Annotated in this window: 15 protein-coding genes; 11 read left to right on the plus strand and 4 right to left on the minus strand. The window is 60.3% G+C overall.

What is annotated here, in order from left to right; all coding sequences use genetic code 11:
- Positions 1-62: 62 nt before the first annotated feature.
- The 3 genes from ABDX87_RS15965 to ABDX87_RS15975 form a co-directional block, all read right to left on the minus strand.
- Positions 63-755, minus strand: coding sequence for an SPOR domain-containing protein (locus ABDX87_RS15965; protein ID WP_346828755.1), 693 nt, complete (start codon positions 753-755; stop codon positions 63-65).
- Position 756: 1 nt separating this feature from the next.
- The gene (gene argS / locus ABDX87_RS15970) at positions 757-2,502 is read right to left on the minus strand and encodes an arginine--tRNA ligase (RefSeq protein WP_346828756.1); all 1,746 of its coding nucleotides are present in this window, start codon (positions 2,500-2,502) and stop codon (positions 757-759) included.
- 285 nt (positions 2,503-2,787) lie between these two features.
- Positions 2,788-5,007: a primosomal protein N' gene (locus tag ABDX87_RS15975; RefSeq protein WP_346828757.1), complete on the minus strand. Its 2,220-nt coding sequence runs from the start codon at positions 5,005-5,007 to the stop codon at positions 2,788-2,790.
- A gap of 168 nt (positions 5,008-5,175) precedes the next feature.
- Here ABDX87_RS15975 and rpmE point away from each other — a divergent pair, with 168 nt between their 5' ends.
- The 3 genes from rpmE (at position 5,176) to ABDX87_RS15990 (ending at position 7,674) form a co-directional block, all read left to right on the plus strand.
- Positions 5,176-5,397 carry a 50S ribosomal protein L31 gene (rpmE, locus tag ABDX87_RS15980; RefSeq protein WP_062379238.1) on the plus strand — a complete coding sequence of 74 codons (222 nt, stop codon included), beginning with the start codon at positions 5,176-5,178 and terminating at the stop codon, positions 5,395-5,397.
- A gap of 2 nt (positions 5,398-5,399) precedes the next feature.
- Entirely contained in the window at positions 5,400-6,224 is an 825-nt protein-coding gene (locus tag ABDX87_RS15985; protein ID WP_431061154.1) for a thermonuclease family protein, read from the plus strand.
- Between the two features lie 181 nt (positions 6,225-6,405).
- Positions 6,406-7,674 (plus strand): malic enzyme-like NAD(P)-binding protein, encoded by a 1,269-nt coding sequence (locus ABDX87_RS15990; protein ID WP_346828758.1) that lies wholly within the window; start codon positions 6,406-6,408, stop codon positions 7,672-7,674.
- 144 nt (positions 7,675-7,818) lie between these two features.
- On the opposite strand, the gene ABDX87_RS15995 is transcribed toward ABDX87_RS15990, so the two are convergent.
- Complete coding sequence (locus tag ABDX87_RS15995) at positions 7,819-10,293, minus strand: penicillin-binding protein 1A (protein ID WP_431061260.1); 2,475 nt, start codon at positions 10,291-10,293, stop codon at positions 7,819-7,821.
- A 208-nt stretch (positions 10,294-10,501) separates the two neighbouring features.
- Between ABDX87_RS15995 and ABDX87_RS16000 the strand changes: the two genes are divergently transcribed.
- The 8 genes from ABDX87_RS16000 to ABDX87_RS16035 all read left to right on the plus strand — a co-directional run bounded on the left by ABDX87_RS16000 (position 10,502) and on the right by ABDX87_RS16035 (position 18,833).
- The gene (locus ABDX87_RS16000) at positions 10,502-11,566 is read left to right on the plus strand and encodes a pilus assembly protein PilM (RefSeq protein WP_074751550.1); all 1,065 of its coding nucleotides are present in this window, start codon (positions 10,502-10,504) and stop codon (positions 11,564-11,566) included.
- Entirely contained in the window at positions 11,566-12,132 is a 567-nt protein-coding gene (locus tag ABDX87_RS16005; RefSeq protein ID WP_346828760.1) for a PilN domain-containing protein, read from the plus strand. Before ABDX87_RS16000 ends, ABDX87_RS16005 begins: the two co-directional genes overlap by 1 nt.
- Positions 12,129-12,776 (plus strand): type 4a pilus biogenesis protein PilO, encoded by a 648-nt coding sequence (pilO, locus tag ABDX87_RS16010; protein ID WP_346828761.1) that lies wholly within the window; start codon positions 12,129-12,131, stop codon positions 12,774-12,776. The genes ABDX87_RS16005 and pilO overlap by 4 nt, the downstream gene beginning before the upstream one ends.
- Positions 12,773-13,300: a type 4a pilus biogenesis lipoprotein PilP gene (gene pilP, locus ABDX87_RS16015; RefSeq protein ID WP_346828762.1), complete on the plus strand. Its 528-nt coding sequence runs from the start codon at positions 12,773-12,775 to the stop codon at positions 13,298-13,300. The genes pilO and pilP overlap by 4 nt, the downstream gene beginning before the upstream one ends.
- A gap of 53 nt (positions 13,301-13,353) precedes the next feature.
- Complete coding sequence (gene pilQ / locus ABDX87_RS16020; RefSeq protein ID WP_346828763.1) at positions 13,354-15,444, plus strand: type IV pilus secretin PilQ; 2,091 nt, start codon at positions 13,354-13,356, stop codon at positions 15,442-15,444.
- 4 nt (positions 15,445-15,448) lie between these two features.
- Positions 15,449-15,967: a shikimate kinase AroK gene (gene aroK / locus ABDX87_RS16025; RefSeq protein WP_346828764.1), complete on the plus strand. Its 519-nt coding sequence runs from the start codon at positions 15,449-15,451 to the stop codon at positions 15,965-15,967.
- Positions 15,968-16,096: 129 nt separating this feature from the next.
- Positions 16,097-17,200 (plus strand): 3-dehydroquinate synthase, encoded by a 1,104-nt coding sequence (gene aroB / locus ABDX87_RS16030; protein ID WP_346828765.1) that lies wholly within the window; start codon positions 16,097-16,099, stop codon positions 17,198-17,200.
- A gap of 10 nt (positions 17,201-17,210) precedes the next feature.
- Positions 17,211-18,833: an SPOR domain-containing protein gene (locus tag ABDX87_RS16035; RefSeq protein ID WP_346828766.1), complete on the plus strand. Its 1,623-nt coding sequence runs from the start codon at positions 17,211-17,213 to the stop codon at positions 18,831-18,833.
- Positions 18,834-19,116: the final 283 nt, after the last annotated feature.

Genomic DNA, 19,116 nt, shown 5'->3' on the forward strand with positions numbered 1-19,116 from the left:
TTCGTTTATGACACACCGCATTCGCGGGCAAGCGCGCTCCTACACTGGAATGCGCAGGCTTTTTATCGGCTTTGACGCTGTTGCAGCAACAGGTTGCTGAACCCGCCACCGGCCAACTGCTTCTGTGCGGTCGTCAGCTGTTCGCGGTTGCTGAACGGGCCTACCAGCACGCGGTACCAGGTTTCATCCTTGACCGTACCCGACTCGACCGTCGCGGCCTGGCCCAGCAGAATGATTTGCGCACGCACCTTGTCAGCATCGGCCTGCTTGCGGAACGAACCCGCCTGCAGGAAGAACGTTGTTACAGGGGCTGGTTTGTTAACCGGTGGCGCCGGAGGAGGCGTCAGGCCGCTGAGCGCCGCCTGAGCGCGGGCCGTGTCTATCTTCGCCGCCTGTTCAGGAGTGACCGGCGTCGTTGGCGCGACCACGGGAGGCGGTGTCTTCTCGGGCACCGCTTCGTTCGGGACGATGACTTCCGACTCAGGCAGCAAGGTATAGAAGTCGTACTTCGGCTTGACCGGCGCGGTCGGGCTCGGCGGCGTCTTGTTCGCCTCGGCGATCTTTGCGGCCTTGGCGTCAGCCTTGGTGCGCTTGATGTCGTCGCCGCTGCCGGGCTCCAGTTTCATCAGGAAAACGATGAAGGCGCCAACGGACAGGCCGATCGCCAGCCACAGCCATCCCGGAATCGGCTTCTTTGCGGGGGCCTCGTACCGGCTGGCGCCGCGCTTGGGAGCAGGTTTCTTTTTGACTGCCAACTTACATACGCTCCAGAGTTTCCAGACCCAGCAGTTGCAGGCCTTGCTTGAGGGTGCGACCGGTCAGGTGCGCGAGGCGCAGACGGCTTTGCTGTTGCTCGGGGTTTTCTGCGTTCAGGATCGGGCAGTTCTCGTAGAAACTCGAGAACAGACCCGCCAGATCGTACAGGTAGGCGCACAGCACGTGCGGTGTGCCTTTGTCGGCGACGTTGTTCACGGTTTCGCCGAACTGCGCCAGGCGCGCCGCCAGGTCCTGTTCCTGCGGTGCGTCGAGGATGATCTGGCCTTTGCTTTCGTCGAATGTCTCGCCTTTCTCTTCCAGCTTACGGAACACACCGACCACACGGGTGTAGGCGTACAGCAGGTAAGGCGCGGTGTTGCCTTCGAAGCTCAACATCTGATCGAAGTTGAAGCTGTAATCGCTGGCGCGGTGCTTCGACAAGTCGGCGTATTTGACGGCGCTGATGCCCACGGCCTTGGCGATGGTGCGCAGTTCGTCTTCGGCGACTTCAGGATTTTTCTCTTTCACCAGCACGTAGGCGCGCTCTTCGGCTTCGTCCAGCAGGTCGACCAGCTTGACGGTGCCGCCATCGCGGGTCTTGAACGGACGGCCATCGGCGCCGTTCATGGTGCCAAAGCCCATATGCTCCATTTGCATGCCGTTGGTCACGAAGCCTGCGCGACGGGCCACTTCGAACACTTGCTGGAAGTGCAGGGCCTGACGTTGATCGACGAAGTAAAGCGCGCGGTCGGCTTTCAGGACGTTGCTGCGGTAGCGGACGGCCGCCAGGTCAGTGGTCGCGTACAGATAACCGCCACCGGCTTTCTGCACGATCACGGGCAGCGGTGTGCCTTCTGCGGTCTTGAATTCTTCGAGGAACACGCACTGGGCGCCGTTGCTCTCGACCAGCAGCCCGGCCTTCTTCAGGTCGGCGACGACATTGGCCAGGTCGTCGTTGTAGGCGCTTTCGCCCATCACGTCCTTCGGCGTCAGTTTGACGTTCAGCCGTTCGTACACTTGCTGACAGTGCGACAGCGAGATGTCCTTGAAGCGGGTCCACAGCTTTAGGCACTCAGGGTCGCCCGCTTGCAGCTTGACTACCAGGCCGCGCGCACGCTCGGCAAATTCTTCTGACTCATCGAAGCGACCCTTGGCGGCGCGGTAGAAATTCTCCAGGTCCGACAGCTCGTCGCTGGTGGCCGGGGTTTCCTGAAGGTAGGCCAGCAGCATGCCGAACTGGGTGCCCCAGTCGCCGACGTGGTTCTGGCGGATGACGGTGTCGCCAAGGAATTCGAGAACGCTGGCCACGCCGTCGCCAATGATGGTCGAACGCAGGTGACCGACGTGCATTTCTTTGGCCAGGTTCGGCGCCGACAGATCGACCACGACGCGCTGCGCAGGGCCGTTCTTGCGGACCGACAAGGTGACGTCGGCCAGCGCGGCATCGAGGCGCGACGCCAGGGCCTGAGTGTTCTGGAAGAAATTGAGGAAGCCTGGACCGGCAATATCGACCTTGCTGATCTGCTCGTCGGCGGGCAGCGCGGCAACGATTTTTTCAGCCAGATCGCGAGGTTTCATGCCCGCAGGCTTGGCCAGCATCATGGCGATGTTGCTGGCGAAGTCGCCGTTTTTCTTGTCCTTGGCGTTTTCCACCTGAATCGCCGGCGTCAGCCCTTCCGGCAAGACGCCTTCGGTGACGAGTTGGCTCAGAGCTTCTTGGATCAGCTGGCGAATGGTGTCTTTCATGGTGCTCTCTTTCGACCGCAAGCGCGGCAGCGCTCGATGCGCGGGTGGAAAAACTGGGCATTATCCGTTGCCGGAGCCACCTTGCCAACCGCGATGGATGCGCGGTTGTGATTTTGGTCGCGACCGCAATCACCTGTAGGAGCGTGGCTTGTCCCGCGATCTGGCGCGCAGCGGCAGCATACCCTGTGGGTGCGGTCCGTCAGAATGAGCCTAGGTGCGCAGGCTGACGACTGCTACGCAGCCTATCGCGGGACAAGCCACGCTCCTACAGGCTCGGTTGCACCCTCAATAAAGATCCACCGGATCGACATCCAGCGACCACCTGACCTGTCGCCCGCTCGGCATGTTTTCAAGGGCCAGCAGCCAGGTCGCCAACAGTTTGTGCAACGGCGCGCGGGCGCTGGCCTGGACCAGCAATTGCGCGCGGTATCGACCGGCACGGCGTTCCATGGGAGCCGGAACCGGGCCCAACAGTTCAATTCCACCCAACGCCATTTCCTTCAACAGGTGCTCCGCTTCCGTGCAGGCTTCGTCGAGAAATCCCTCAGCCTGACCCGGCTTGTGCGCTTCGGCGCGCAACAACGCCAGATGCGAAAACGGCGGCAAGCCGGCAGCGCGGCGCTCACTCAAGGCTTGTTCGGCGAAGGCGAAATAGCCCTGCTCGGTCAGCTGAATCAACAGGGGATGTTCGGCCAGGTGCGTCTGAATGATCACCTTGCCCGGCTCCTCCGCGCGCCCGGCCCGGCCCGCCACCTGCACGATCAGCTGCGCCATCCGCTCGCTGGCCCGGAAGTCGCCAGAGAACAAACCGCCGTCGGCGTCCAGAATCGACACCAGCGTCACGCGCGGGAAGTGATGCCCTTTGGCAAGCATCTGTGTGCCGACCAGAATGCACGGCTGGCCTTTTTGAATCGTCGCGAACAGCTGATTCATCGCGTCCTTGCGCGAGGTGCTGTCGCGGTCGACGCGCAGCACCGGATAGTCGGGGAACAGGATCGCCAGCCGCTCTTCGGCGCGCTCGGTGCCTGCGCCGACCGGGCGTAGATCGACTTTTCCGCAGGCCGGGCAATTGCGAGGCACGCGCTCGACATGGCCGCAGTGGTGGCAGCGCAGCTCGCCCGAGCGCTGATGAACGGTCATGCGCGCATCGCAGCGGTTGCACTCCGACAACCAGCCACAGTCGTGGCACAGCAATGTCGGCGCAAAGCCTCGGCGGTTGAGGAAGACCAGCACCTGCTGGCCTGCCGCCAATGTTTGGCCGATGGCTTGCTGCATCGGTCCGGAGATTCCGCTGTCCAGCGGCCGGCTTTTCACGTCCAGGCGCAGGAAACGGGGCTGTTGTGCGCCACCGGCACGTTGATTCAGCCGCAGCAGCGCGTAACGGCCGGTGTAGGCGTTGTGAAGACTTTCCAGTGAAGGCGTGGCCGAGCCCAGCACAATCGGGATGTCTTCCTGCCGCGCGCGCACCAGCGCCAGGTCGCGAGCGTGATACCGAAGGCCTTCTTGCTGTTTATAAGAGCCGTCGTGTTCTTCGTCGATAATGATCAGGCCGGGATTTTTCATCGGCGTGAACAGCGCGGAACGAGTTCCAATAATGATGTCGGCTTCGCCATCACGCGCCGCCAGCCACGCATCCAGGCGGTCGCGGTCGTTCACGGCCGAGTGCAGCAGGGCGATGCGTGCGTTGAAGCGCTGTTCGAAACGGGCGAGTGTCTGCGGGCCGAGATTGATCTCGGGGATCAGCACCAGCGCCTGTTTCCCGGCCTCCAGCGTCTCGCGGATCAGTTGCAGGTAGACCTCGGTCTTGCCGCTGCCGGTCACCCCGGCCAGCAGCGAGGCGTGAAAGCTGCCGAAGCCCGAACGGATCGCTTCGTAGGCCGCGCGCTGTTCAGTGTTCAGTGCCAATTCCGGCTGCGCCAGCCAGTGCTCGTGTCGCGCCGCAGGGGCATGGCCGCGCACTTCAACCGTTACCAGCTGCTTGGCCAGCAACAGGTTCAGGCTGTCCCGGTTCAGCATCAGTTTGCTCAACAATTGATGAGCAACGCCGTGAGGATGCTGCGCCAGGGTTCTGAGGGCTTCTTTCTGTTTGGGCGCGCGGGCAATGCGCGGGTCATCCACGCTCGCGCCTTCTGCAACCTGCCAGAAACGTTCCTGACGGGCTTCTGCCGGTTCGCCCTGACGCAGCAACACCGGCAGCGCCCAGCTCAAGGTGTCGCCGAGGCTGTGCTGATAGTACTGAGCAGTCCAGAGGCAGAGCTTGAAAAGCGAGGGCGGCAGCGGCGCTTCCTGGTCCAGCAGGGCGATCGCAGGCTTTAATTTGTCAGCGGGTACTTCGCTGTGATCGGTGACTTCCACGAGAATCCCGATCATTTCCCGACGGCCAAACGGGACCCTCAGGCGCATGCCAGGCTGCAGGGCGCTGCGCGCGACTCCGGCGGGAGCGCGGTAATCGAACAGGCGACGCAGGGGCGAGGGCAGGGCGAGGCGCAGTATGGCGTCGGGCACGCGGGGGATTTCCTGTTACGGAGTATGACCAAGGGCGCGATCTTAGCAGACGACCGGCGTCAACGTGCCCTTGCGTCATTTGCAAGCTCTGTTAATATGCGCGGCCTAATTCCGTGCGGTATTCAACAATAGTGTTGGGTGGCGGCACGCTAGCCTGAGGAAATACCGATGAAAGCTGATATCCATCCAGTTTACGAAGACGTCGTTGCGACCTGCAGCTGCGGCAACGTCATCCACACCCGTTCGAACCTGGCCAAGCCGCTGAGCCTGGACGTGTGCAACGAGTGCCACCCGTTCTACACCGGTAAGCAAAAGACTCTGGACGTTGGCGGCCGCGTCGACAAGTTCAAGTCGCGTTTCGGTGCGTTCGGCGCAACCAAAGCGAAGTAAGAGTGGTCATTCTGGATCGCTCCCCGAGCTACTCCAGGCTGCTCAAAAAGGCGTCCCTTGCGGGCGCCTTTTTTGTGTCTGCGATTTGGCTCTCCGCGGCTCAGGCGCTGTGCCCGGCGCCGGATTCCTTGCCCGTTGCACAGGTGCAGCGCGTGGTCGACGGCGACACGTTGCGCCTGAGCGACGGACGCAGCGTGCGCATGATCGGCCTCAATGCGCCAGAAACTGGCAAAAAAGGTCAGTCTGCCCAGCCATTCGCCGAAGCGGCCAAGCGTCGGCTGCAAACCTTGGTCGATGACAGCGGCGGTCAGGTCAGTCTGCGTGTCGGTGAACAGGCCACCGATCATTACGGACGCACCCTGGCCAATGTCTATGGCCGCAACGGCGCCAATCTGGAAGCGCAACTGCTGGCTGAAGGACTTGGTTATCTGGTCGCAGTGTCGCCCAACGTCGCGCTGGTCGATTGCCAGCAGGCGGCGGAAAAGACGGCTCGTCAGGCGGGACTCGGCGTATGGCGCAACTCGCCGGTGCAGTCGCCGGATCAGGTCAGGACGGGCGGGTTCGCGGTGGTGTCGGGACAGGTCACGAACGTGCAGCGCAACGGGGGCGGGATCTGGATCGAGTTCTCAGATGCCCTGGTGCTGCGCATTGCGCCGGACCTGTTGAGACAATTCGACAGTGCGACGCTGTTACGGCTTAAAGGGCAACGGATTGAGGCGCGTGGCTGGATTGTGGATCGCTCCCGCCGCGGCGGACTGAAAGCAAATCAGGCGCGATGGATGATGCCGATTACGCATCCGGTCATGTTGAATACAACTGGCGGATAAATTTGTAGACAATATTCATCTCGCATTGTTTTCAATGAAAGCCTTGTATTTCGCGGTTCTTCGCTGAAAGTCGTAGATGCGACCTCTTGACACAGCTGACTCGCCAGTCTTGTTAGGACTTTGTGACTTGCGTATGCTCGGTCGTCCGTCTGTCCAACAGCAAAAAAAGCGGAATGCCCACATGTCAGATTTGAAAACTGCCGCTCTCGACTATCACGCCAATCCTCGTCCAGGGAAACTGAGCGTCGAACTCACCAAAGCCACCGCCACAGCTCGCGATTTGTCACTGGCGTACAGCCCGGGCGTCGCTGAGCCGGTGCGTGAAATCGCACGCGACCCTGAACTCGCTTACAAATACACCGGCAAAGGCAACCTGGTCGCGGTCATCTCCGATGGCACTGCGATCCTCGGCCTGGGCAACCTTGGTCCACTGGCTTCCAAGCCAGTCATGGAAGGTAAAGGTGTACTGTTCAAGCGCTTCGCGGGCATCGACGTGTTCGACATCGAAGTCGATTCGGAAAGCCCGCAGGCCTTCATCGACACCGTCAAGCGCATTTCCATCACCTTCGGCGGCATCAACCTGGAAGACATCAAGGCACCTGAGTGCTTTGAGATCGAAAAGGCGCTGATCGAACAGTGCGACATTCCTGTGTTCCACGATGACCAGCACGGCACCGCGATCGTGACCGCAGCCGGCATGATCAACGCACTGGAAATCGCTGGCAAAACCCTTGAGCAGGCAAAGATTGTCTGTCTGGGTGCCGGTGCTGCGGCCATCTCCTGCATGAAATTGCTGGTGAGCATGGGCGCGAAGATCGAAAACATCTTCATGATCGACCGTAACGGCGTGGTCCACGCTGACCGTTCCGACCTGAACCAATACAAAGCGCAGTTCGCTCACGCGACTGAAAAGCGCACGCTGGCCGATGCACTGGATGGTGCTGATGTGTTCGTGGGTCTGTCCGGTCCTAACCTGCTGAGCGCTGAAGGCCTGAAGTCCATGGCCGCAAACCCGATCGTGTTCGCGTGCTCCAACCCTGATCCGGAAATCTCGCCGGAACTGGCTCACGCCACTCGCGACGACGTGATCATGGCGACCGGCCGTTCGGACTACCCGAACCAGGTCAACAACGTGCTGGGCTTCCCGTTCATCTTCCGTGGTGCACTGGACGTTCGCGCCAAGCGCATCAACGAAGAAATGAAGATCGCTGCAGCCAACGCCCTGCGTGAGCTGGCCAAGCTGCCGGTGCCTCAGGAAGTCTGCGACGCCTACGGCGGCATCAAGCTGGAGTTCGGTCGTGAGTACATCATTCCGAAGCCGATGGACGCACGCCTGCTGGGCCTGATCTCCGACGCGGTTGCCAAGGCAGCCATCGAGAGCGGCGTAGCGACCCTGCCGTACCCGAAACACTACCCGCTGAAAGGCGTGGATGACGTGTTTAACGGGTAAAGCAGTCGCTGCCCCACAAAAAAACCGGCCTTAGCGCCGGTTTTTTTGTGGGGCCGCTTCAAGCTGTAAGTCGCAAGCTGCAAGTAAAAGCGTGTGCGGTGCGGCTTTTACTTGCGGCTTGCAGCTTGGTGCTCGTAGCTACTTTTAAAAAAGATCGATCGGCGCTGACTCATCGGCTGGCAACGGGCTGCCAGGTGCCGGGCCGCCGTTCAGCTCGTTCACGCTTGGCGGAGTGTCTTCGCTCTTGAACAGTTCGAAGAACGCGCCCGCCGTGCTTGGCGTGGCCGAGCGGCCGCTGACCGGGTCGATGCGCAGGCTGAGGATGCCGTCAGGCTCGGCCTGTACATGCGGTGGCTTGTCCTTGAGCGCAGCGCTCATGTAGCTCATCCAGATGGGCAGTGCGACGGTGCCGCCGAACTCATGGCGACCGAGGCTTTCGGGCTGATCGAAGCCGGTCCAGACCGTGGTCACGTAATCGGCGTTATAGCCCGAGAACCACGCATCCTTCGAATCGTTGGTCGTACCGGTCTTGCCCGCGATGTCTGGACGGTTCATCGACAGCGCACGTCGACCGGTACCGCGCTTGATCACATCCTGCAGCATGCTGTTGAGGATATAGGTCGTGCGACCGTCGACGATACGCGGTGCCACGGCAGGCGCAGGTGGCGCGCCGCTGGTGTCCAGCGCATTTGGGACCGTATTGGCCGTCAGTGCGGGTGTTTCCGGCGCGGCGAAGGTCGAGGCATCGCTGATCGCCGCTTCGCTGACTGCCTTCGGATTTGGATCACTGGCCGGAACGGTTGGCGGGTTGGCGACGAACAGCGTCTTGCCTTCGCGGTCCTCGATCTTGTCGATCAGGTATGGGCTGATCTTGTAACCGCCGTTGGCGAAGGTGCTCCAGCCGCTGACGATTTCCATCGGCGTCAGCGTCGCGGTGCCCAGTGCCAGCGAGAGGTTAGGCGGCAGGTCTGCCTTGTTGAAGCCGAAACGGGTGATGTAGTTGATCGCGGTGTTGACGCCCAGGCTCTGCAGCAGGCGGATCGACACCAGGTTGCGCGACTTGTACAGCGCTTCCCGCAGACGAATCGGGCCGAGGAAGGTGCCGGTGTCGTTCTTCGGACGCCAGACCTTGTCGACGGCTTCGTCGACGAACACGATCGGGGCGTCGTTCACCAGGCTCGCAGCGGTGTAGCCGTTGTCCAGAGCGGCCGAATAAAGGAACGGCTTGAAGCTGGAACCCGGCTGACGCTTGGCCTGCATGGCGCGGTTGTAGTTGCTCTGTTCGAAGGCAAAGCCACCGACCAGCGCGCGTATCGCACCGTTGCGCGGATCCAGCGACACCAGTGCGCTCTGGGCGAGCGGGATCTGGCTGAACTTGAGCGAGTTGTCCGGCTGACGCTGGACGCGAACCAGATCGCCGACGTGGGCGACATCCGACGGCTGCTTAGGATTCGGGCCAACACTGTTGGTGTTCAGGAAGGCCTTTGCCCACTTCATGCTGTCCCAGGCAACGGTTTCTTCTTTCTCGCCATTGCGCGTCAGCACGTGTATGCCGTTCTTGTCGACCTGGCTGACGATGGCCGGCTCAAGACCGCTGATCGGACGCTGCTTGGTCAGTTCTTGTGCCCAGCCATCGCGGGTCAGGCCCGGGAAGCGGCTTTCAGGGCCGCGATAGCCATGGCGCTGGTCGTATTCGATCAGACCATCCTGCACGGCTTTGTTGGCGTCTTCCTGAAGATTGCTTGGCACGGTAGTGGTGACGCGGAAGCCTTCTGTGTAGGCTTCGCTGCCGTAACGGCCGACCATTTCGGCACGGGCCATTTCGGCGATGTACGGCGCGTTCACTTCCGGGCTCTGAACGTGGTAGCTGGCGTTGATCGGCTCGGCCAATGCGGTCTGGTAGGTGTTCTGGTCGATCTTGCCTAGCTTGAACATGCGGCCCAGAATCCAGTCACGACGCTCTTTGGCGCGCACCGGGTTGGCCAGTGGGTTGAATCGTGACGGTGCTTTGGGCAGGCCCGCAATCATCGCCATCTGCGCAACGCTCAGGTCGCGGATGGATTTACCGTAATAAACCTGTGCTGCGGCCTCGATACCATAAGCCCTGTTGCCCAGGTAGATCTTGTTGACGTAGAGCTCGAGAATCTCGTCTTTGGTAAGTTGGCGCTCGATTTGCAAGGCCAGAAGAATCTCGGTGGTTTTCCGTGAGAAGCTGCGCTCGCTGGTCAGGAAGTAGTTCTTGGCGACCTGCATTGTGATGGTCGAGCCGCCGGACTGAATGTGACCGCTCTTGACCAGCTGGCTGGCGGCGCGCATCAGGCTGCTGGGGTCCACGCCATAGTGGTTGGCGAAGTTGTCGTCTTCGGCGGACAGCAGCGCATGAATGAAATTAGGCGGAATATCGGCGAAACGGATGGGAGAACGGCGCATTTCACCGAACTCCGCAATCAGCTTGCCATCGCTGCTGAACACGCGCAGCGGGATTTGCAGCTGAATATTGCGCAGCGCGTCGACCGAAGGCAGGTTCGGCGACAGGTAAAGGAAGGCGCCGCTCAAACCGAGCAGTAGCCCGCAGACGATAGCGACAAAGGACCACCAGAAAAACTTCAGCAGGCGTATCAAGGCTTTTGGATTTCCAGAAAAAAGAATGGGTTAAGCGCAGGCATTTACAAATGAACACGCCTTGAAGCTTCGCTACACGAAAAAAACGCTGGGCATTATAAGCATTTTTCGTCGCCGAGCGTTATTTGCGCTACTGTCAAGGCTGCCGACAGTGGCGTTGGACAAAAAATATCCGTAAGTAACGGAAACGCATAGGGAATCGGTTGTGTTCGAACTCTTCAGTAAGAAGGCCAATACCCTTCTAGGGATCGATATTAGCTCCACCTCGGTAAAACTCCTTGAATTGAGTCGTTCCGGTACCCGCTACAAGGTCGAGTCTTACGCGGTAGAACCCCTCCCCGCCAACGCGGTGGTCGAAAAGAACATTGCCGAGCTTGAAGGCGTCGGCAATGCGTTGACGCGCGTGCTGGTCAAGGCCAAGAGTAACGTCAAAATCGCGGCGGTCGCCGTCGCGGGTTCGGCAGTCATTACAAAGACCATCGAGATGGACGCCGGTCTTTCCGACGACGAGATGGAAAACCAGCTCAAGATCGAGGCCGACCAGTACATTCCCTATCCGCTTGAAGAAGTCGCCATCGACTTCGAGGTGCAGGGGTACTCCGCGCGTAACCCAGAGCGCGTTGAAGTCCTGCTTGCCGCTTGCCGCAAGGAAAACGTCGAAGTCCGCGAAGCGGCGCTGGCGCTGGCCGGTCTAACGGCACGCGTGGTCGATGTCGAAGCCTATGCGCTGGAACGCTCCTTTGGCCTGCTCTCGGCTCAGCTCGGGCAGGATCACGAACAATTGACGGTGGCCGTCATCGACATCGGCGCGACCATGACCACCCTCAGCGTGCTGCACAATGGCCGCATCATCTATACCCGCGAACAGCTGTTCGGCGGGCGTCAGTTGACCGAAGAAATCCAGCGTCGCTATGGCTTGTCGGTGGGCGAAGCGGGGCTTGCGAAGAAGCAGGGCGGGCTGCCGGATGACTATGTGCGCGAGGTCCTGCAACCCTTCAAAGATGCCGTGGTTCAGCAGGTTTCCCGTTCGCTGCAATTCTTCTTCGCGGCCGGCCAGTACAACCGTGTCGACTACATCATGCTGGCGGGCGGGACGGCGTCCATTGCAGGTCTTGATCGCTTGATCCAGGAGCGCCTGGGCACGCCAACCATGGTGGCTAACCCGTTTGCCGACATGGCGTTGAGCGCCAAGGTCAACGCCGGTGCGCTGGCCAGCGATGCGCCGGCATTGATGATCGCGTGCGGTCTGGCTTTGAGGAGCTTCGACTAATGGCACGGATCAACTTACTCCCATGGCGTGAACAGCTGCGCGAAGAGCGCAAAAAACGCTTCCTGATAGCACTTGTCGGCGTATTGGTGGCCGGTATCGGCGCCATTTTGCTGGCTGATCAATATTTGAGCAGCGCGATCAGTCATCAGAATGCTCGCAACCAGTTCATCAAGACCGAAATCGTTCAGCTCGATGCGCGCATCAAAGAGATCGGTGAGCTGAAGGCGCGGCGCAAGCAACTGCTAGAGCGGATGAAGATCATTCAGGACCTGCAGGGCAATCGGCCGATCATTGGCCGTATCTTCGATCAACTGGCTCGTACACTCCCGGACGGCGTGTATTTCAACCAGGTGAAGATGACCGACAAGCTGATCAGCATCTCCGGTGCTGCAGAATCGAACAATCGCGTATCGGACCTGTTGCGCAATCTGGACGCGTCCGATTGGCTGGAGGCGCCCAGTCTGACCGAGGTCAAGGCCAATACCGCAGGGGCGGTCGATCAGTCCAACACCTTCCAGTTGACCGTGCGTCAGACCCAGCCGGCTGTCGAAGGAGTCAAGCCATGAATGTGAATGAATGGCTGGACAGCCTGCGCAAGGTCGACGTTAACGACCTGGATTTCAATAACGTCGGTTCCTGGCCCGCGGCGCTGAAGACCATCGCTGGCGCCTTGCTTTTGGTGCTGGTGCTGGCCGGTGGTTACTTTTTCTACATCCAGGACATGCAGGCCCAACTGGATCAGGCGCGTACCGATGAAGTCACGTTGAAGGAGCAGTTCTCCAGCAAGGCCTTTCAAGCGGCGAACCTGACGGCTTACAAAACCCAGATGGTGGAGATGGAAAACACCTTCGGCGCCTTGTTACGGCAACTGCCCAGCGACACTGAAGTGCCGGGTTTGCTCGAAGACATCACCCGCACAGGGCTTGGAAGCGGTCTGGAGTTCGAAGAGATCAAGCTGCTGCCTGAGGCGGCTCAGCAGTTCTATATCGAATTGCCGATCCAGATCACCGTGACGGGCGCTTACCACGATCTGGCGACGTTCGTCAGTGGTGTGGCGAGCCTGCCGCGCATCGTTACCCTGCACGATTTCGAGATCAAGCCGGTGGACGCCAAGTCTCCCGGGAAACTGCGTATGAGCATTCTCGCCAAGACCTATCGCTACAACGACAAGGGGCTTCAGAGCACTGACAACAAGGGACCCGCGAAATGAGGACCGTGCATTGGTTGTGCATTGGCGTCACCTTGATGGCGTTGGCGGGTTGTGACGGTTCTGGCGATTTCGATGATCTGAAGCAGTTCATGGCCGAGGTGCGTGCCCGTCCGGTCGGCAACATCGAGCCGATGCCCAAGTTTCGTCCGTACGAGGCCTTCACGTATGCGGCGGCGAGTCTGCGCAGTCCGTTCCAGCCGCCGATCAAGGTCGATCTGGTGAACCGGCAGAAAGGCTCGCGCCTGGTTCAGCCGGATCCGACGCGGGTCAAGCAGTTCCTGGAAGGCTTCAACATCGATGGTTTCGAAATGGTCGGCACATTGAGCAATGAAACCGGTATGTTCGCTTTGCTGCGCGGCGCTGGCGGTGTGCATCGGGTCAAGGTAGGTGACTACCTGGGGCGCAACGACGGGCGGATCGTCGGCATCACCGAGTCGGCGGTGCAGGTGATAGAAATCGTGCCTGATGGAGAGGGGGCGTGGCTGGAGCGGCCGCGAAGCATTTCCCTGAAAGAACGCTCATGAAGACGACAAGCAAGCGAAACACCTTCGGATCTGCACAGTGGTGGAATGTAAACATGACTAGGATTCTTTCAATGATCGGCGTGTCGCTATGGATGGCGATGCTTTCACCGATTCTCCAGGCGGCCAACCTCAAGACGCTGGATGTCGCTGCATTGCCGGGGGATCGGGTCGAGTTGAAACTGTCCTTCGACGGTCCGGTCGCCGCGCCGCGCGGTTACACCACGGAGCAACCGGCGCGTATCGCGCTGGACCTGCCCGGCGTGACCAGTCAGTTGGCGATCAAGAGTCGCGACCTGGGTTCAGGTAATGCGCACAGTGTCGTGGTGGTCGAGGCCAAGGATCGCACGCGCGTGATCATCAACCTCACCACTCTGGCGCCTTACAGCTCGCGGGTCGAAGGGAACAACTTGTTTGTGGTGGTCGGTCAGGGTGCTGCTGCCGCACAAGGTTCGCAGCCGAGCACGGCTCTGGGCGCTCCGCGGGTTGGCGTGCCACCCGTGCCGACTCAGGCGGCCCAGCCCAAACCTGCGCCGCGCTCGTACGCGCCGGGCCCGCGCTCGGTGAAAAATGTCGATTTTCAGCGCGGTGAGCTGGGCGAGGGTAACGTCGTCATCGAGCTGAGCGACGCGGGCATCGCGCCGGACATTCAGGAGCAGGGCGGCAAGATCCGTGTCGACTTCGCCAAGACCCAGCTGCCTGATCCGTTGCGCGTACGGTTGGATGTGAAGGACTTCGCCACCCCGGTTCAGTTCGTCAACTCCAGTGTCACGGGCGACAATACCAGTATCTCCATCGAGCCTTCCGGCGCGTTCGACTATTCGGCGTACCAGACTGACAACAAGCTGACCATCAGCGTACGTCCGCTCACCAACGAGGACGTGCAGCGTCGTAATGCCGAAAAGCTTGTGTACACCGGTGAGAAGCTGTCTCTGAATTTCCAGGACATCGATGTTCGCTCGGTGCTGCAGCTGATCGCTGATTTCACCAACCTGAACCTGGTCGCCAGTGACACCGTTCAGGGTGGCATTACCTTGCGCCTGCAGAACGTGCCGTGGGATCAGGCGCTGGACCTGGTGCTCAAGACCAAAGGCCTGGACAAGCGCAAGGTCGGCAACGTGTTGCTGGTGGCGCCGGCGGATGAAATCGCTGCCCGCGAGCGTCAGGAACTGGAGTCGCTGAAGCAGATCTCCGAGCTGGCGCCCCTGCGTCGTGAACTGTTGCAGGTGAACTACGCCAAGGCTGCCGACATTGCCAAGCTGTTCCAGTCCGTGACCAGCGGCGATTCCAAGACAGACGAACGGGGTTCGATCACGGTCGATGAACGCACCAACAACATCATTGCCTATCAGACCCAGGATCGCCTGGACGAGCTGCGCCGTATCGTTTCCCAGCTGGACATTCCGGTTCGTCAGGTGATGATCGAAGCACGTATCGTCGAAGCCAACGTCGATTACGACAAGGCGCTGGGCGTGCGTTGGGGTGGTTCGAGCACTCACGGCAACTTCACCACCGGTGGTAATGGCACGGTGACTGGCGTGGGTAACACCAACGGTCCGTATGTCGACATGGGCGTGGCCGATCCGACATCGTCGATTGGTCTGGGCTTTCTGACCAACAACACGATTCTGGATCTCGAGCTGTCGGCCATGGAAAAAACCGGCAACGGTGAGGTGGTGTCGCAGCCCAAAGTCGTGACCTCGGACAAGGAAACCGCGAAGATCCTGAAAGGTACGGAAGTGCCGTATCAGGAAGCCAGCTCAAGCGGCGCGACGTCGGTGTCGTTCAAAGAGGCTTCGCTGTCGCTGGAAGTGACGCCGCAGATCACCCCGGACAACCGCATCATCATGGAGGTGAAAGTCACCAAGGATGAGCCTGACTACGTGAACACGGTGCTCGGCGTGCCGCCGATCAAGAAGAACGAGGTCAATGCCAAGGTCCTGGTTGCGGATGGCGAAACCATTGTAATTGGTGGTGTGTTCTCCAATACGCAGAGTAAAGTCGTCGACAAGGTGCCATTTTTGGGCGATGTGCCGTATGTTGGCCGCCTTTTCCGGCGGGATGTGGTTTCGGAGAAAAAATCCGAGCTGTTGGTGTTCCTCACTCCGCGTATCATGAATAACCAGGCGATTGCTGTGAGTCGTTGATTCTGTGCGAAATTTAATACTTGTGGGACCGATGGGGGCTGGCAAGAGCACCATCGGTCGTCTGCTGGCCAAAGAGCTTCGACTGCCGTTCAAGGATTCCGACAAGGAAATCGAACTGCGAACGGGCGCCAATATCCCGTGGATCTTCGACAAGGAAGGTGAAGCGGGCTTTCGTGATCGCGAACAAGCCATGATTGCCGAGCTCTGCGCCCTCGATGGTGTTGTGCTGGCGACCGGCGGCGGCGCCGTCATGCGTGAAGAGAACCGTCGTGCGCTGTATGCGGGCGGGCGCGTGGTTTACCTGCACGCCTCTGTGGAGCAGCAGGTGGGGCGGACGTCCCGTGATCGCAACCGGCCTCTTTTGCGTACTGCCGATCCGGCGCGGGTGCTGCGTGAGTTGCTGGCCATTCGCGATCCGCTGTACCGGGAAATCGCCGATGTCATCATCGAAACCGATGAGCGGCCACCCCGGATGGTCGTTCTTGACATCCTTGCGCTGTTGGCCGAGCTTCCTCCCCGTTAAAGCACAGGCAGAAATGCGCTATCCTCGGCGACCATAAAAAGCGGGGTCGCCAAATGGCCTTGCGCCGTGGTCCGTATCGACGTCTGAGCGTCGAACAGGCATCCAATTGTTAGAACAGTGTGGGGACACATGCAGACACTCAAGGTCGAGCTCGGCGAGCGCAGCTACCCGATTCATATTGGCGAAGGCTTGTTGGATCGGCCCGAACTGCTCAAGCCCTACATTGCCGGCAAGCAAGTGGCGATCGTTTCCAACGCCACCGTCGCGCCGTTGTACATGGAGCGTCTGACTCAATCGCTCGCCGGTTACAACGTCCTGCCGATCGTCCTCCCGGACGGCGAAGCCTTCAAGAACTGGGAAACCCTTCAGCTTATCTTCGACGCCCTGCTCACCGCGCGCCACGACCGTCGAACCACTGTGATCGCGCTGGGTGGCGGTGTAATCGGTGACATGGCGGGTTTTGCCGCCGCCTGTTATCAGCGCGGTGTCGATTTCATTCAGGTGCCGACGACACTGCTGTCTCAGGTCGACTCTTCCGTCGGCGGCAAGACCGGGATCAACCATCCGCTGGGCAAGAACATGGTGGGCGCGTTCTATCAGCCCAACGCTGTGCTCATCGACACCGCGTCGCTGAACAGCCTGCCTGAACGTGAACTGTCGGCCGGGCTTGCCGAGGTCATCAAATACGGCCTGATTTGTGACGAACCGTTCCTGACGTGGCTCGAAGAGAATGTGGACAAGCTGCGCGGTCTGGATCAGGTGGCGCTGACCACGGCCATCGAGCGCTCCTGTGCGGCCAAGGCTGCGGTCGTGGGTGCTGATGAGCGCGAGTCGGGCGTGCGCGCCACCTTGAATCTGGGGCATACGTTCGGCCATGCCATCGAAACCCATATGGGTTACGGGGTCTGGCTGCATGGCGAAGCCGTTGCTGCGGGTACGGTCATGGCGCTGGAGATGTCGGCGCGGCTTGGCTGGATCAGCGAACAGGAACGAGACCGTGGTATCCGTCTGTTTCAGCGCGCCGGCTTGCCGGTGGTTCCGCCTGAAGACATGACGCCTGAGCATTTCCTCGAGCACATGGCGGTGGACAAGAAGGTGATCGATGGTCGTCTGCGCCTGGTGCTGCTGCGCCGGATGGGCGAGGCAGTGGTGACTGACGAATATCCAAAAGAAGTACTACAGGCCACACTGGTCGCGGACTACCGCGCCTTGGTGGATCAGCTTAGAGGTTAATGAAAAATCCATGACTAGTTTGCACGCCGATGAGGCCTTCCTCGGTCATTACCAATTGAGTCATGACCCCTTTGCCACGCGGGTCCCCGGCTTCAAGTTTTTCCCTGCCCAGCGCAAACCCGTGCTGGGGCAGCTGCACCATCTCGCCCGCTACAGCCAGTTGCTGTTGCTGGTCACCGGGCCTCACGGCAGCGGCAAGACTTTGCTGCGTCAGGCGCTGGTTGCGAGCACGAACAAGCAGTCTGTGCAGAGCGTGGTGGTTTCCGCCCGTGGTGCCGGTGACGCGTCTGGCGTGTTGCGCCAAGTGGCTCAGGCGCTGAATGTCGCCCAGCCCGAAATGAAAGCCATCCTGTCACAGGTCGTGCAACTGGCCCTGACCGGCCAGGAGGTCTACATCCTCGTGGACGATGCCGAACAACTGGGCGAATCCGCACTCGAAGCGTTGTTGGGATTGGCGGCGGGCACTCCGGAAGGTCGTCCGCATGTCTTCCTGTTCGGCGAGGCATCGATCATCGATCGTCTGGATCAGTTGTGCGCCGAGAGCGGCACTGAGGAAGAGCGCTTCCACGTTATCGAGCTTGCACCGTATACCGAAGAAGAAACCCGTGAGTATCTGGCACAGCGCCTGGATGGCGCTGGTCAAGGCATTGAGGTGTTCAGTGCCGAGCAGATTGCCGATATTCACGAGCAGTCCAATGGATGGCCGGGTGCGATCAACCAGGTCGCGCGCGATTCGATGATCGAAGCCATGATCGCCAGCCGCTCTGCGGTCAAGCGTCCAAGTATGGGGTTCAAAATGCCTAAGAAACACGTGTTGGCTTTGGGTGGGGTTGTTGTTGCAGCCGTTTTGGCTGCCTGGTTGATTCCGGGTCGCAACAATGCGCCCGCGACAGCACCGGCCAATTCCCAGGCACAACTGCCGCTGGGCCAGGGTCAAGCGCCTGCGCAGCAGTCGAACAACGGAGGGCCGGCCATTGAGTTCGCCGGTAACTCGCAGCCGATGCCGCTACCGTTGGTCGGTAACTCTCAGCCGGTCATGCGCGGCCCTCTGGCCGAAGCAGCGGGCTCCGGTGAAGGTGATGGCGAGGACGGTGGTCCAGCCGCCAACCAGTCGTTGCAGCCACCGACCGTGACCACGACGGCACCACCCGCTGGCGCCGCAGCGGGTCCTGCTCCAGCGATGGCGCAAACGCCAGTGCCGACACCGCGTCCAGCACCGGCCGCCAAACCCGCTCCAGCCCCGGCACCTGCTGCGAAACCGGCACCGGCGCCGACTCAGGTCGCTACGGCCAAGCCAGCGCCTGCACCTGCCGCCAAACCGGCTGCCGCTGCTCCCGCTTCGGCTGGCGGCACCTGGTACGCCGGTCAGGCGCCGACTCATTACGTGGTGCAGATCCTCGGCACCAGCTCTGAAGCCACTGCTCAGAGCTACGTGAAAGAACATGGCGCCGAGTACCGTTATTTCAAGAAAACCCTGCAGGGCAAGCCTCTGTACGTGGTGACCTACGGCAGTTTCGCAGACCGCAATGCAGCGCTTGCCGCTATCAAGGTCTTGCCAGCGAAGGTTCAGGCTGGTAAACCTTGGCCTCGCACTGTCGGCAGTATCCAACAGGAACTCGCCGCAGCTCGCTAATGACGCAGCGACCTTATCCAGGTCGCTCGATTAGCTCTCCCGAAAATCACACATGAGCGTGCTGCCAATGAGCAGCGCGCCTTGTGGTGTCTGCGTCTCAGACACGCATTGAATTTTGGGTTCTGTTTGTTCAGACTCGCAACAAAGCTCTGGCTAGCACGATAATCGTTTTAAAGCCTTTCATGAATGCGACATAAATTTGCGACGTTTCGTCGCTAAATTTGTGAGGTTTTGTGTCGGTGTGTACAATGACCTCCCTTTTGCTCCCGCAAAGCTGGCGTAC

Source organism: Pseudomonas abietaniphila (assembly GCF_039697315.1).
Classification (GTDB): domain Bacteria; phylum Pseudomonadota; class Gammaproteobacteria; order Pseudomonadales; family Pseudomonadaceae; genus Aquipseudomonas; species Aquipseudomonas abietaniphila_B.